This window comes from Sphingomonas sp. (assembly GCF_017745215.1).
Taxonomy (GTDB): domain Bacteria; phylum Pseudomonadota; class Alphaproteobacteria; order Sphingomonadales; family Sphingomonadaceae; genus Sphingomonas.
Map to the genome: position 1 here is coordinate 226,790 of NZ_JAGHZV010000001.1, position 13,866 is coordinate 240,655.

Genomic DNA, 13,866 nt, shown 5'->3' on the forward strand with positions numbered 1-13,866 from the left:
TCAGGCTTGCGGAAACAACTGGCGGCGGATGGCGTCGGTTACCCGGGCGATCGAATGGGGCTCATACCAGCTTCTCGCGCCGGACTGCAATTGATCCAGCGCAGCGGCGTCGGGCGCCGGAGCCGGAGCCGCCGGATCGAGCCTGAGATAGTTGGTGCCGGGCTCGAGCGCATCCTCGCGGCCCGCCTGACCGCTGACGACGACGGGGACGGCTCCGCTGGCGCATATCGCCGCGAACACGCTCGACTTGGCGATCCAGTCCGCAGCGTATTGGACCATGCCGAACCGCGCCTGAGAAAGCGCCTGGATCACCGCGGCGGCCGGCACCTCGCCGAGCGCGTGCACGGGCGCACCGCCGAGCTCCGCCGGCGGCGGCGCGAGACGGCCCCCCAGATCGATCACGTCGCGGATATCGTTGGCGCGCACAAAGGCTTCGACCGCGCCGCGATGCTCGCCATAGAGTACATGCGCCATCTGCGCACGGCCGAAGAGCACGAGCACCGGCGGGCGTTCGCTCGCGGCGGCGGTCGGACCCGTCGGTTCGCCCACCGCGGCGAAACAGGGATACCAGTCGACCGGCGGACCTGCCGGCTCCCAGCGGCGCAGATACGCGACGTTGCGCTCCTTGGTCGCGAGCGCGGCGTCGCTCGCGCGCAGGACGCGGCGCGTCGCGCGGATCTGCAGTCCGCTGACCCAGAAGGCACTGCGCCAAACCGGCCCGGTCGCATAGAGCTCGTGAAAGACGGTGAACAGCCGCCGCCGGTCGCTCGTCGCGCGCCATTGCCCGAGCGCGCGGGCAAGCCAGAGGGGAAAGCCCCTGACGTGATAGCCATAGCCCGAGTGATGATGGAGCACCGGCGCATCGCCGTGCGGGGCCAACGCCTCGAGCAGCTCGGCGGCGCCGCGGCGGGCGAGCTCGACCGAGTCCCAGCCATCGGCGCGTCGTTGCGCGGGAGGCAGGGGTGTGCAGGCGATGAAATGCGTGCCGATGCCATGATCGGCGAGCAGCCGTTCGGCGATCCGAGCCGCATAGTCGCCGACGCCCTCGGCCGCAGCCGAGCGCACGGGTACGATCTGGACGATATAGGGGGAAGCCAAGCGCTAGTCCTCGGCGCGCCGTGCCGGCAGGTCGTCGGGCGTTCCCATGCCGGCGCTCCTAGTCAGGCAGCGGCGTAGCGGTCCAGCACATAATTGGCCCAGCGCCGCGAAACGTCGCCGCGGTTCGCCGGATCGAGCGGCCCCGCGCCGTCGCGGCCGATCAGGTCCTGCATCCAATGCGCATAGGGCACGGTGAATCCGGTCTTGGCGCGGTTGCGGATCCATTCCGGGAGCGGCTTGGCCGGCGCCGAGGCGAGCAACTGCTTGCCCTCGCCGGGGCGAAGATGGCCGATCAGCGGGCCCAGGGCCTCGAACAGCGCGAAATCGAGCAGCGGCGTGCGAATCTCGAGGCTGTGCGCCATGCCAGCCCAGTCGGCGTCGCGCAGCAGCTGGTTTCGTGCGTAGAAGGCAAGCTCGAGCAGGGTCACCGCCGCCTGATCCGAATCGGGGCGCGGGTCGATCGGCGCGTTCATCCGGCTGCGCAGCTCGAGCCGGCGCAGGCCTTCGGCGGCGAAGCCGGCGTCGAGCGCGGCGGGCAGCGCCTCGGGCATGCGCAGCGCGCGCGCGACGAAATAGGTGGTGCCGATCGTGCCGGCGTGGCGGAAGAGACCGGTGATCTTGGGCTTGTCGCGCATCAGCCGAGGGGCGGCGACGCGCACGCCGCGCTCGAGCAGCGGCGCGAGCGCGGGGAGGTTGCTGATCATCCGGAAGCGGCGGTGCCAGCCCGGCACGTTGGAAAAGTTCGAATAACCGCCGAGCAGTTCGTCTCCGCCGATGCCCGACATCGCGACCTTGAGCCCGGCCGAATGCGCTGCCTTGGCGACGAACCAGGTGTTGACGCCGTCGATCGAGGGCTGGTCCATCGCGCCGAACAGCGCGTCGAGGTCGGCCGAGAACTCGTCCTGATCGACCCAGCGGACCTCGTGCTTCGCGCCGTAGTAATCGGCGAGCCGCGATGCGAGCGGGACCTCGTCCTCGGGCGTGCCTTCGAACTCGCGGAAGCCGAGCGTGATGCAGCGCAGGGGGCAGGTCTGGAAGTCGCTGGCGATGCCGAGGATCGATGCCGAATCGATGCCGCTCGACAGGAACAGCCCGACGGGCACGTCGGCGAGCAGATGCGCGCGGACGCTCTCACGAAGCGCCTGGACGCCCTGGCGCATCGACTCCTCGCGAGTCACGCCACGCGAGATCGTCGTGGCGAGCGCCGAGGCCGGGTCGGCGTAGCGCACCGGCTCGCCCACGCCCCGGGGCGTGACGGTGACATGGTGGCCCGCGGGCAGCGCCGAGATCGCTTCGAACCAGGTGAAGGGCTCGGGCACGCTGCCGAGCAGCAGGAAGCCGATCACGCCGGCCGGATTGGGCGCCCGGTCGATCGCGCCGCCGGCGAGCAGCCCGCGCACCTGCGAGGCGAAGCGGAAGGTGCCCGCCTGGTCGCTGTAGTAGAGCGGCTTGATCCCGAAGGGGTCGCGCGCGAGGAACAGCGACTGTTCGGTTTCGTCCCAGATCGCGAAGGCAAACATGCCGCGCAGCTCGGCGAGCATCGCGGGCCCGCGCGCGGCATAGAGGTGGAGCAGGATCTCGGTGTCCGAATCGCTTGCCAGTTCGATGCCGTTGGCGATCGCGGCGGCGCGCAGCTCGGGGTAGTTGTAGATCTCGCCGTTGTAGACGATCGTGTAGCGACCGCCGGCGCTGTGCATCGGCTGCTTGCCGCGATCGGACAGGTCGATGATGGAGAGCCTTCGGTGCGCCAGCAGGCATCGCCCGCTTGCGCTGCTCCAGAACCCTTCCCCGTCCGGCCCTCGGCGCGCTTGCGCTTCGCTGCTCAGGCGGGCCTCCTCCGGCGATGGTGCAGGCGCACTGCTCCCATAGCCGAAAATGCCGTTAAGGCCGCACATTCAACACCGCTCCCCCAAAAAGCGAGCCGCCCTTCGTCCCCCAACGCAGGCCGGCAGACGCACTTCCATCGTTAAGGGGATGCTAGTCAATCCCCCCTGCGGCGCCGGGCTGATCCGGGACGGAGTTCTTGGTGTGAAGCCGAGTGCAAAATATTGAATCCGTTCCGAAGAAAAGTTCGCGGAGCCGGGCCCGAAACGCCGGAACGGCAAAATAGTTTAGTCCGCTCGGGACCGTTCTCGGGCGGCGGAGCGATTCGGCGACGGCGTCCTTGATCGCGGTCGGATCGAACGGGTCGACGGCGATGCCCAGCTCACCTCCGCGGATTGCTTCGAAGCTGCCGTCGCGCGTGCTCGCGACGGTCGGCACGCCGCACGCCATCGCCTCCAGGCAGACGATGCCGAAGCCTTCGCCCAGGCTGGGCATGACATAGACGTCGGCGAGGCGGAAATAATCGGCCTTGCGTTCCTCGGGTACGAAGCCGGTGAAGATCACGCGGTCGCCGACGCCGAACTGCTTCGCCTTGTCGCGCAGCCGCTCCAGGTCGTCGCCCGCGCCGGCGACGACATAGACCGCGGAGGGATCGTGCGCGGCGATCAGCGGCATCGCCTCGATCACGCGATCGAAGCCCTTGTAGCGCTCGCGGCCCGCCAGCCGACCCATGGTGAGCAGCACGGTGCGCCCGGCGAGGCCGAACTTCTCGACGAGGTCGGGCGCCTTGGGCGCCACGCCATAGCGTTCGAGCGTGATCGTGTTGGGCAGCACGCGCGCGCCGGTACGGGGCGGCCGTGCCCATTTGAGGTAGCGATCGGCGGTGACCGCGCTGACCGACAGCACCACGTCGATCCTCCCCGTGAGCCACCGCACCAGCGCGCCGGGATGCGGCGTCCAGGCGTCGATCCCATGGATCTGGAGCGCGAGCTTCGCGCGACGCAGCCCCGCCACCAGCGCCGCGAGCGGCAGCAGGTTGAGGTGGCCGCAAAGCACGAGGTCGGGACGCGGACCCGAGAAGGCGTGGCGCAGCACCGCCAGCGCATAGGCCGGCTTGCCGGCGATCCCGGAGAGATCGAAGTGGAGCTTGGCGGGCAGCTCGCCCACCGGCTCCTTGGCGATCCGCGGCAATGCGTCAACGCGGCCGACCTCGTCGAGCGAGCAGAGGCCGTCGATCAGGTCGCGGTTGTACTGCGAGATGCCACCGAACCCGCCATAGGCATCGGTCACCAGGATCAGGAAGGTGGCGGGACGAGACATGGGCCGGGACATGGGCCGGGACCGCCTCAGCGGTCGAGGCTGGCGAAATAGGCGATCGTCGCGTCGAGGCCCTGGCTCAGCGGCACCTTGGGCTCCCAGCCGAGCTTCTCGCGCGCGACGCGGATGTCGGGCTGGCGCTGCTTGGGGTCGTCCGAAGGCAGCGGCTCCTCGACCAGCGGCGACTTGGCGCCGGTCTTCTCGATCACCAGCTCGGCGAGTTCGCGGATCGTGAACTCGACCGGATTGCCGATGTTGACCGGGCCGGGGAAGCCCGCTTCGGTGCCCATCAGCCGGATGAAGCCTTCGATCAGGTCGTCGACGTAGCAGAAGCTGCGCGTCTGCGAGCCGTTGCCGTAGATGGTGATCGGCCGGCCATCCAGCGCCTGGACGATGAAGTTCGAGACCACGCGCCCGTCGGCAGGGTGCATGCGCGGGCCATAGGTGTTGAAGATCCGCGCGACCTTCACGTCGATGCCGTGCTGGCGGTGATAGTCGAAGAACAGCGTCTCGGCGCAGCGCTTGCCTTCGTCGTAGCAGGAGCGCGTGCCGATGGGATTGACGTTGCCCCAATAGGCTTCGGTCTGCGGATGCTCGGTCGGGTCGCCATAGACTTCGCTGGTCGAGGCCTGGAAGATCCGGCAGCGCAGCCGCTTGGCGAGGCCGAGCATGTTGATCGCGCCGATCACCGAGGTCTTGGTCGTCTGCACCGGATCGTATTGATAGTGGATCGGCGAGGCGGGGCAGGCGAGATTGTAGATCTCGTCGACCTCGACGAAGAGCGGGAAGGTCACGTCGTGGCGCAGGAACTCGAAGCGCGGGTTCGAGTGAAGATGCTCCACGTTACGCTTGGCGCCGGTGAAGAGATTGTCGACGCAGAGCACCTCATGCCCTTCGGCCAGCAGCCGATCGCACAGGTGCGAGCCGAGGAAGCCCGCGCCGCCGGTGACGAGGATACGTTTTCTGCTGCCATAGACGCGTGCCAAAGGACGGAACCCTTTCCTGCCTGTTCAGTGAGCCGCGACTTCGAGGCGCAGCATGTCGTTGTTTTCGAGGAACCAGCGATAGACTTGCGCAACGCCTTCCCCAAGCGGGATCGACGCGCGCCAGCCCAGTGTATCGAGCTTTGCCGTATCCACCAGCTTGCGCGGGGTGCCGTCGGGCTTGGACGCATCGAATTCGAGCCGGCCCGTGAAGCCCACCGCCTCGGCGACCGTGTGCGCGAGCTCGGCGATGCTGGTCTCCTGCCCGCTGCCGATGTTGACGAAGCCGGCGTCGGAATAGGCCTTCGCCAGGAACACCAAGGCATCGGCGAGATCGTCGACGTGGAGGAATTCGCGCAACGGACTGCCCGATCCCCAGACGGTCATCGCCTCGGCGCCGGCGAGCTTCGCCTCGTGCGCCTTGCGCATCAGCGCCGGCAGGACGTGGCTGGCGTTCAGGTCGAAATTGTCGAAGGGGCCGTAAAGGTTGGTCGGCTGGGCCGAGATGAAGTCGCAGCCATATTGCGCGCGATAGGCCTCGCAGAGCTTGAGCCCGGCGATCTTGGCGATGGCGTACCATTGGTTGGTCGGCTCGAGCGGGCCGGTGAGCAGCGCTTCCTCGGGCATCGGCTGCGGCGCGAGCTTGGGGAAGATGCACGACGAGCCGAGGAAGACGAGCTTCGAGGTGCCCGCGAGGCGCGCGCCCTCGATCACGTTCGTCTCGATCACCAGGTTGTCGTAGAGGAAACTGGCGGGCAAGCTGTCGTTCGCCTGGATGCCGCCGACCCTGGCGGCGGCGAGGAAGATCAGGTCGGGCCTGGCTTCGGCGATCCAGCCGTGGGTGGCGGCCTGGTCGCGCAGGTCGAGGCGCGGCCGGGGCGAGGGGACCAGCGCGACGTCCTCGCGCGCGAGCCGGCGCACGATCGCGCGGCCGACCATGCCGTGCTCGCCCGCGACCCAGACGCGCTTGCCCGCGAGCGGGAAGAGATCGGCCATCGCTTGGCTCAGCGTCCGGCGGCGTGGAGCGCGGCGGGGCGCTCCTCGTCGGGGCGGCGGGAGGCTGCCTCGGCGGCGACGGTCTTGAGGTCCTCGCGCACCATCTCGGACACCAGCTCGGGGAGCGTGACCCTGGGTTCCCAGCCGAGCAGCCGCTTCGCCTTGGAGGCGTCGCCGATCAGCAGCTCGACTTCGGTCGGGCGGAAATAGCGCGGGTCGATCCGGACCAGCACGTTGCCCGAAGCGGCGCAGCGGCCGATCTCGTCGACGCCTTCGCCTTCCCAGGCAATGGTGGTGCCGGCTTCCTTGAACGCGAGCTCGACGAAGGTGCGCACCTTGTTGGTCACCCCGGTCGCCAGCACGAAATCGTCGCCCTGCTCGTGCTGGACGATCCGCCACATCCCCTCGACATAGTCGCGGGCATGGCCCCAGTCGCGCTCGGCGTCGAGGTTGCCGAGCCACAGCGTCTCCTGGATGCCGAGCCGGATCGCCGCGACCGCGCGGGTGATCTTGCGCGTCACGAAGGTCTCGCCGCGGATCGGGCTCTCATGGTTGAACAGGATGCCGTTCGAAGCGTGGATGCCATAGGCCTCGCGGTAGTTGACCGTGATCCAATAGGCGTAGAGCTTCGCCGCGGCATAGGGCGAGCGGGGGTAGAAGGGCGTCTTCTCGGTCTGCGGGACCTGCTGGACGAGGCCGTAGAGCTCGGAGGTCGAGGCCTGGTAGAAGCGTGTCTTCTCGGTGAGCTTGAGCAGCCGCAGCGCTTCGAGCAGCCTGAGCGTGCCGATCGCATCGGCATTGGCGGTATACTCCGCGGTGTCGAAGCTGACCTGGACGTGGCTCTGCGCGGCGAGATTATAGATCTCGTCGGGCTGGGTCTCCTGGACGATGCGGATCAGGTTGGTCGAATCGGTCATGTCGCCATAGTGCAAGTGCAGTCGCGCACCGCTCTCGTGCGGATCCTGGTAGAGATGGTCGATCCGCTGGGTGTTGAACGACGAGGAACGGCGCTTGATGCCGTGCACCTCATAGCCCTTGGCGAGCAGCAGCTCGACCAGATAGGCGCCGTCCTGGCCCGTGACGCCCGTTACCAGCGCAGTGCGCTTCGTCATTCCACCCTCACCATGACTGAGAGGGAGCGCTAGAATAGCCGTCCGGGCAAGTCCAGCACTTCACTCCCGGCAAATCATTCTGCTAGCTCGGGGCATGACTGCGATCGCTTTCCGCTTCACGCTGTTCCTCGCCGCGCTGGCGGGGCTGCTCCAGCCGGCAGCGGCGGCGGATTCGGACGAAGTGGTGCAGCTGCTGCTGTTCCAGGCGGTCGAGGCGCGGATCGCGGGGATCGGCTATCGGCTCGCGACGGCGGCGGGGGATCTTTGTCCGAAGCCGGTGCCGCTGAGCGGCATCCAAGTGCAGGATGCGAGCCTCTATCCGCCGAGCGAGGACGCCAGCCTCGCCGCGGCGTTCGGCGGCGGGCCGTGGCCCAAGGTCTTCGCGGTGGTGCCCGGCAGCCCCGCTGCGGCGGCGGGGCTGAAGGCGAATGATTCGATCGTGGCGATCGACGGCAGGCCGGTGCCGCCCGCCACGCGCCGGCCGGACTATGGCCGGGTGCTCGCCGCGCTTGGGATGCTCGATGCGGCGCTGGCAGGCGGGCGCGCCGAGCTGGCGGTCGAGCGCGACGGCAAGCGGCTGGACGTGGCGTTCGACGCGGCGCGGGGCTGCGCGAGCCGCTTCCAGCTCAAGGCATCGGGCGCGAAACAGGCGCTGGCGGACGGGCGCTATGTCGAAGTGACTTCGGGCCTCGCGGCGTTCGCGACCGACGATGACGAGCTCGCCGCGGCGATCGCGCATGAGATGGCGCACAACATCCTCGGCCATCGCGCGGCGCTGGACGCAGCGGGAGTGCAGCGCGGCATCCTCCAGAACTTCGGCCGCAACGCCCGGCTGACCCGCGCGACCGAGCTCGAGGCGGATCGTTTCTCGGTCTATCTACTCGATCGTGCCGGCTATCCGATGGAAGGCGCGGTGCGGCTGTGGCAGCGGATGGGGAAGGAGACGTTCGACTTCGGCGACTTCACCCATCCCGGCGCGGCGAAGCGGATCGCGGCGATCGAGGGGGAGATTGCCAGGATCCGCGCGGCGAAGGCGCGGGGGGAAGTGGCGCGGTTCGAGCCTTAACTCCCCTCCCTTCCAGGGAGGGGAGAAGGAAGTTCAACCCACCTTGCGCAGCGGCGAGACCGCTATCGCCTTGGGCTGGTCGGGCCAGATCCCGCGCGTGTCGTACACCAGCTTGGCCGAGCGCTCGTCCAGCGGGACCGACTTGAACACGTCATGGTCGACCAGCACGATCAGGATCGGGCAGGTCTCGAGCGCGGTGTCGATGTCGATCAGGCTCGCGCCCGTCCCGTCGAACGCCTTGGGCAGCACGCTCGCATAGGGCTCGACGATGCGGACGCGCTCGCCGAAGCGTTGCGCCAGGCTGGCCGCGACCTTGAGCGCGGGGCTCTCGCGGAAGTCGTCGATGTTCGCCTTGAACGCGAGGCCGAGGCACGCGACCGGCGCTCCGGCCAAGCTCTCGATCAGCGCCTCGGCGCGGCCGATGGTGTAGCCGACCTTGCCGTCGTTGACCTGGCGCGCAGTGCGGATCAGCGGCGTCGCCTCGGGGGCCGAATGGACGAGGAACCACGGGTCGACCGCGATGCAATGCCCGCCGACGCCGGGGCCGGGCGAGAGGATGTTGACGCGCGGGTGGCGGTTGGCGAGGCGGATCACTTCCCACACGTCGACGCCCATCTTCTCGGCGACGAGGCTCAGCTCGTTGGCGAAGGCGATGTTGACGTCGCGGAAGGCGTTCTCGGTGAGCTTGGTCATTTCCGCCGCGCGCGCGCTGGTGGTGACGCAGGCGCCGCGCACGAAGCGCCGGTAGAATTGCAGCGCCTTGCGCGCGCAGCGCGAGGTGATGCCGCCGATCACGCGGTCGTTCTCGATCAGCTCGACGAGGATGCGGCCGGGGAGCACGCGCTCGGGGCAATAGGCGATCGCCACGTCGGCGCTGCCGGCGCAGCGGCCGGGGATGTTGAGATCGGGGCGGAGCTCGGCGAGCAGGTCGGCGACCTGCTCGGTGGTGCCGACCGGCGAGGTCGATTCGAGGATGACCGTGTCGCCGGGCTTGAGCACGATCGCGATGGTGGTCGCGGCCTTGAGGACATAGCCGATGTCGGGGGCATGGTCGGCGTCGAAGGGGGTCGGGACGGCGATGACGAAGACGTCGGCCGGCTCGATCTGGAGCGAGGCGCGCAGGTTCCCGCGCGCGACGACGCCCGAGACGAGGCCGTCGAGGTCGATCTCCTCGATGTGGACCTTGCCCGAGTTGATCGTGTCGACCACCGACTGGTGGACGTCGATGCCGAGCACCTGCGCCCCGGTCCGCGCGATCACCGCGGCGGTGGGAAGCCCGATATAGCCGAGTCCGAGGACCGCGACCTTCAGCTCAGCATCCGAAAGCATCCGCAACGATCCCCGCTATCCGCGCCGAGGCGTGGCCGTCGCCGAACGGATTGTGCGCGCGGGCCATCGCCGAATAGGCACTGGGTACGTCGAGGAGGGTTGAGATTTCGGAAACGATCCGGTCCTCGTCGGTGCCGACGAGCCTGGCGGTGCCCGCGGCGATGCCTTCGGGGCGTTCGGTGGTCTCGCGCATCACGAGGACCGGCTTGCCGAGCGCGGGGGCTTCCTCCTGGACGCCGCCCGAATCGGTGAGGACGATCTCGGCCATGCCGAGAGCGCGGATGAAGTGCGGGTAATCGAGCGGGTCGATGCGGGCGATGTCGGGATTGGTGCCCAGCACTTCGTCCATCACCGAGACGACATTGGGGTTGGGGTGGACCGGGAAGAGCACCGCGACGTCGGGCCGGTCGGCGATGCGGCGGATCGCGCGGGCGATCGCCTGCATGCCGCCGCCGAAATTCTCGCGGCGGTGGGTGGTGACCAAGACCAGTCGCTTGCCCGCGAATCGCTCGGCGATCTCGTCGAGCCCGGCGGCGAGGGTGGGGTTCGCCTCGATCGCGGCGCGAGTGGCGAGCAGCGCGTCGATGACCGTGTTGCCGGTGACGTGGATCGTCGCGGGCGCGATGTTCTCGCGGCGGAGCGCTTCGGCCGCGGTCTCGGTAGGCGCGAAATGCTGGTCGGCGATCGGGGCGACGATGCGGCGGTTCACTTCCTCGGGCCAGGGATGGAAGATGTCGCCCGAGCGCAGCCCCGCCTCGACATGGCTCACCGGCACCTTGCGGTAATAGGCCGCGAGCGCGCCGACCATCGCGGTGGCGGTGTCGCCCTGGACGATGACGCGGTCGGGCTTCTCGGCGTCCATCACGGCGCCCAGGCCGGTGAGCAGGCGGGCGGTGAGGGCGTCGAGCGTCTGGCCGGGCTGCATCAGGTCGAGGTCGATGTCGGGCACGAGGCCGGCGATCGAGAGGACCTGGTCGAGCAGCCCGCGATGCTGCGCAGTGACGCAGGTGCGCACTTCGAGCCCCGGCGTTGCGGCCAGCGCGCGGACCACCGGGAAGAGCTTGATCGCCTCGGGGCGGGTTCCGAAGATGACGAGGACCTTGCGCATCGGCACCGTACCTAACCTCGGCTGCTTAAGGCGGCGCTAACCGCCGCGGTCCCAGCGGCGGAGACCCCAGGCGACGAGCAGCGCGATCGCCGCGGCGCCGATGTCGGTGAACCAATCGTCCCATTCGGCGACATGCGTGGTGCGCAGCAGCATCTGCACCAGTTCGATCGACCCGCCGAGCGCGGCATAGATGAGGAACTGCCAGCGCAGGCGGAAGCGCGGCCAGGCGAAGGCGCTCACCAGCGGCAGCACCGCAAAGGCGAAGGCGTGACGATTCTCTCCTGTACCGAATTCGCCGGTGAGCTGTCCCGGCGAGAAGGCGAAGAACAGCATCATCACCAGCATGAACAGGAAGGTGAGTCGCGAGCGGGTCATTCGAGGCCGAGCGTTCTACTCGCGGGACATTCCGGTGCAACAATATTGCACTGCATCATTGCGCAGGTCCCCCGCGGCCTGTATCTCCCGCGCCACGATTTGGGGGAGCTTGCGAATGTCGTTCAAGCCGTTGCGTAAGGCTGTGTTTCCTGTCGGCGGTCTGGGCACCCGCTTCCTTCCCGCCACCAAGGCGATGCCCAAGGAGATGCTCCCGGTCGTCGACCGGCCGCTGATCCAGTACGCCGTCGACGAAGCGATCGAGGCGGGGATCGAGCAGATGATCTTCGTCACCGGCCGCGGCAAGAGCGCGATCGAGGACCATTTCGACATCTCCTACGAACTCGAGCACACCATGTCGTCGCGCGGCAAGTCGCTCGACGTGCTCGACGGCACGCGGCTCAAGCCGGGCAACGTCGCCTATGTGCGCCAGCAGGAGCCGATGGGCCTGGGCCATGCGGTGTGGTGCGCGCGCGACATCGTGGGCGACGAGCCCTTCGCGGTGCTGCTCGCCGACGACTTCATGGTCGGCCAGCCGGGCTGCCTCAAGCAGATGGTCGAGGCGTACAACAAGACCGGCGGCAACATGATCTGCGCGATGGAAGTCGCGGAGGAAGCGACCGACAAATACGGCATCATCACGCCGGGCGCGCGCAACGGGGCGCTCACTGAAGTGAAGGGGCTGGTCGAGAAGCCCAAGCGCGGCACCTCGCCCTCGAACCTGGCGGTGATCGGCCGCTACATCCTCCAGCCCGACGTGATGCGCGTGCTCGAGACGCAGGAGAAGGGCGCGGGCGGCGAGATCCAGCTCACCGACGCGATGGCGCAGATGATCGGCAACCAGCCCTTCTTCGGCCTGACCTTCGACGGCGTGCGCTACGATTGCGGCGACAAGGCGGGCTTCATCCAGGCGAACATCGCCGTGGCGCTCTCGCGTGAGGACATCAGCCCGGCGGTGAAGGAATTTTTGGGAACGTTGCCGGGTTAACGGGTTTCATCGTCATCCCGGCGAAAGCCGGGATGACGGTTTATTGCCCCTTCAAACCGTCACCAGCCGATCGTCGCTCAGCTCGGCGAAGATGCCGACCAGCCCGCCGGGCTCGACGCCGGCGGGCATCGCCATGTCGGCCATCGCCAGGCCCGTCTGGCAGGCGATGAACTCGACCCCGCATTCGCGCGCCATGCGGAACAGCGTGTCGCGCTCATGGTCGCCGGGCCTGAGCAGCGCGACGGCGCCTTCGTGGCAGTAGAAGCGCGTGCGCTCGCCCTGCACCGCATGCGCGCAGGCGATGGTGAGCGCGGCGCGGAAGCGCTCGGGGTCGCCGCTCACCACGACGAGAGTCAGGCCGCGCAGCTTGGGCATCCGGGATCCTTGGGCAGCGAGAGGGTGCGGAAGCGAAGGTTGAGCGCGTCGACAAGGAGGAGCTTGCCCGCGCTGTCCTCGCCGAAGGGGACGACCGCGCGGATCGCCTCGAGCGCGGCGAGGCTGCCCATCACGCCGGTGAGCGCGCCGAGCACGCCCTGTTCGGCGCAGCTCACGCCCTCGCGCCCGGGATCGTTGCCGACGAAGCAGCGGTAGCAGGGCTTGTCCGCCTCCCAGCCGCGGAAGACGCCGAGCTGGCCCTCGAACTCCGAGACCGCGGCCGAGACCAGCGGGATGCGGTGGCGCAGCGCCGCGTCCGCGACGAGCAGCCGCGTCGCGAAATTGTCGGTGCCGTCGAGGATGACGTCGTGGCCGGCCATGACCTCGATATTGCCCGCGTCGAGGCGCGAGCGACAGGCGATGACTTCGATTTCGGAATTGATTGCCAGTGCGCGGGCGCGGGCGCGCTCGGCCTTGGGTTCGCCGAGGTCCTCGGTGGCGAACAACGTCTGGCGCTGGAGGTTCGAAAGGTCGACGGCATCGTCGTCGACGATCGTCAGCCGGCCGACCCCGGCGGCGGCGAGATACTGGATCGCCGGCGCGCCGATTCCGCCCGCGCCGACCACCAGCACGCTCGCCGCCTTGAGCCGAAGCTGCCCGCCGCCGCCGATCTCGCGCAGGATGATGTGGCGGGCGTAGCGCTCGAGCTCGGCGTCCGAAAGGGTCATCGCGTGCCGGTGGAGCCGAACCCGCCGGCGCCGCGCGCAGTCTCGTCCAGGCTCTCGGCAAGCTCGAGCTCGGCGCGCTGGACGGGGGCGGGGACGAGCTGGGCGATGCGGTCGCCGCGGGCGATCGGGAAGGGGGCGGCGCCCAAGTTGGCGAGGATCACCTTCACTTCGCCGCGATAGTCGCTGTCGATCGTGCCGGGGGTGTTGAGGCAAGTGACGCCGTGCTTGAGCGCGAGCCCCGATCGCGGGCGGACCTGGACCTCATAGCCCGGCGGGATCGCCATCGCGAAGCCGGTCGCCACCGCATGGCGGCCGCCGGGGGGCAGGATCAGCTCCTCGGCGGCGACGACGTCCATGCCCGCGGCGCCGTCGGTGGTATAGGCGGGGAGGGGCAGGCCCTCGCCATGGGGGAGGCGCAGGACGGCGATGCGGATGGGAGGCAGCATGGCCCCTCCCTAAGTTCGCGATTTGCGAATGTCGATCAAGCGCGGGGGGCCGGTATCAGTCGGCGCAAAATTATTTTCGCGGCGCGTACGACGCCGATCGCCTGTCCGGTCAAAAGTCACAAGA

14 protein-coding genes are annotated in these 13,866 nt (G+C 68.7%); 2 read left to right on the forward strand and 12 right to left on the reverse strand.

What is annotated here, in order from left to right; genetic code table 11:
- The 6 genes from J7495_RS01145 to gmd all read right to left on the reverse strand — a co-directional run bounded on the left by J7495_RS01145 (position 1) and on the right by gmd (position 7,330).
- Complete coding sequence (locus tag J7495_RS01145; RefSeq protein WP_294054229.1) at positions 1-1,098, reverse strand: hypothetical protein; 1,098 nt, start codon at positions 1,096-1,098, stop codon at positions 1-3.
- Positions 1,099-1,160: 62 nt separating this feature from the next.
- Positions 1,161-2,993 (reverse strand): asparagine synthase (glutamine-hydrolyzing), encoded by a 1,833-nt coding sequence (asnB, locus tag J7495_RS01150; RefSeq protein WP_294054230.1) that lies wholly within the window; start codon positions 2,991-2,993, stop codon positions 1,161-1,163.
- Between the two features lie 82 nt (positions 2,994-3,075).
- Entirely contained in the window at positions 3,076-4,242 is a 1,167-nt protein-coding gene (locus J7495_RS01155) for a glycosyltransferase family 4 protein (protein WP_294054231.1), read from the reverse strand.
- Between the two features lie 26 nt (positions 4,243-4,268).
- Positions 4,269-5,225 (reverse strand): UDP-glucuronic acid decarboxylase family protein, encoded by a 957-nt coding sequence (locus J7495_RS01160; RefSeq protein WP_294054232.1) that lies wholly within the window; start codon positions 5,223-5,225, stop codon positions 4,269-4,271.
- Between the two features lie 24 nt (positions 5,226-5,249).
- The gene (locus J7495_RS01165; protein ID WP_294054233.1) at positions 5,250-6,218 is read right to left on the reverse strand and encodes a GDP-L-fucose synthase; all 969 of its coding nucleotides are present in this window, start codon (positions 6,216-6,218) and stop codon (positions 5,250-5,252) included.
- An 8-nt stretch (positions 6,219-6,226) separates the two neighbouring features.
- Positions 6,227-7,330 carry a GDP-mannose 4,6-dehydratase gene (gene gmd / locus J7495_RS01170; protein WP_294054234.1) on the reverse strand — a complete coding sequence of 368 codons (1,104 nt, stop codon included), beginning with the start codon at positions 7,328-7,330 and terminating at the stop codon, positions 6,227-6,229.
- 94 nt (positions 7,331-7,424) lie between these two features.
- On the opposite strand from gmd, the gene J7495_RS01175 reads away from it, so the two are divergent.
- The gene (locus J7495_RS01175) at positions 7,425-8,396 is read left to right on the forward strand and encodes a M48 family metallopeptidase (RefSeq protein WP_294054235.1); all 972 of its coding nucleotides are present in this window, start codon (positions 7,425-7,427) and stop codon (positions 8,394-8,396) included.
- Positions 8,397-8,429: 33 nt separating this feature from the next.
- Here J7495_RS01175 and wecC read toward each other — a convergent pair whose 3' ends face one another.
- From wecC to J7495_RS01190, 3 genes are read right to left on the reverse strand one after another with little or no spacing between them, the layout of a single operon-like run.
- A complete protein-coding gene (wecC, locus tag J7495_RS01180; RefSeq protein WP_294054236.1) occupies positions 8,430-9,725 on the reverse strand; it encodes a UDP-N-acetyl-D-mannosamine dehydrogenase in 1,296 nt (431 codons plus the stop codon).
- Positions 9,709-10,833, reverse strand: a complete 1,125-nt coding sequence (gene wecB / locus J7495_RS01185) for a UDP-N-acetylglucosamine 2-epimerase (non-hydrolyzing) (RefSeq protein WP_294054237.1) — start codon at positions 10,831-10,833, stop codon at positions 9,709-9,711. The genes wecC and wecB overlap by 17 nt, the downstream gene beginning before the upstream one ends.
- 36 nt (positions 10,834-10,869) lie before the next feature.
- Positions 10,870-11,208, reverse strand: a complete 339-nt coding sequence (locus J7495_RS01190; protein ID WP_294054238.1) for a hypothetical protein — start codon at positions 11,206-11,208, stop codon at positions 10,870-10,872.
- Positions 11,209-11,323: 115 nt separating this feature from the next.
- On the opposite strand from J7495_RS01190, the gene galU reads away from it, so the two are divergent.
- Positions 11,324-12,193: a UTP--glucose-1-phosphate uridylyltransferase GalU gene (gene galU / locus J7495_RS01195; RefSeq protein WP_294054239.1), complete on the forward strand. Its 870-nt coding sequence runs from the start codon at positions 11,324-11,326 to the stop codon at positions 12,191-12,193.
- Positions 12,194-12,244: 51 nt separating this feature from the next.
- Here galU and J7495_RS01200 read toward each other — a convergent pair whose 3' ends face one another.
- The 3 genes from J7495_RS01200 to dut are packed head-to-tail and all read right to left on the reverse strand — an operon-like array spanning position 12,245 to position 13,742.
- Positions 12,245-12,568: a hypothetical protein gene (locus tag J7495_RS01200; RefSeq protein ID WP_294054240.1), complete on the reverse strand. Its 324-nt coding sequence runs from the start codon at positions 12,566-12,568 to the stop codon at positions 12,245-12,247.
- Entirely contained in the window at positions 12,547-13,296 is a 750-nt protein-coding gene (moeB, locus tag J7495_RS01205; RefSeq protein ID WP_294054241.1) for a molybdopterin-synthase adenylyltransferase MoeB, read from the reverse strand. The genes J7495_RS01200 and moeB overlap by 22 nt, the downstream gene beginning before the upstream one ends.
- A complete protein-coding gene (dut, locus tag J7495_RS01210; RefSeq protein WP_294054242.1) occupies positions 13,293-13,742 on the reverse strand; it encodes a dUTP diphosphatase in 450 nt (149 codons plus the stop codon). The genes moeB and dut overlap by 4 nt, the downstream gene beginning before the upstream one ends.
- Between the last annotated feature and the right edge of the window lie 124 nt (positions 13,743-13,866).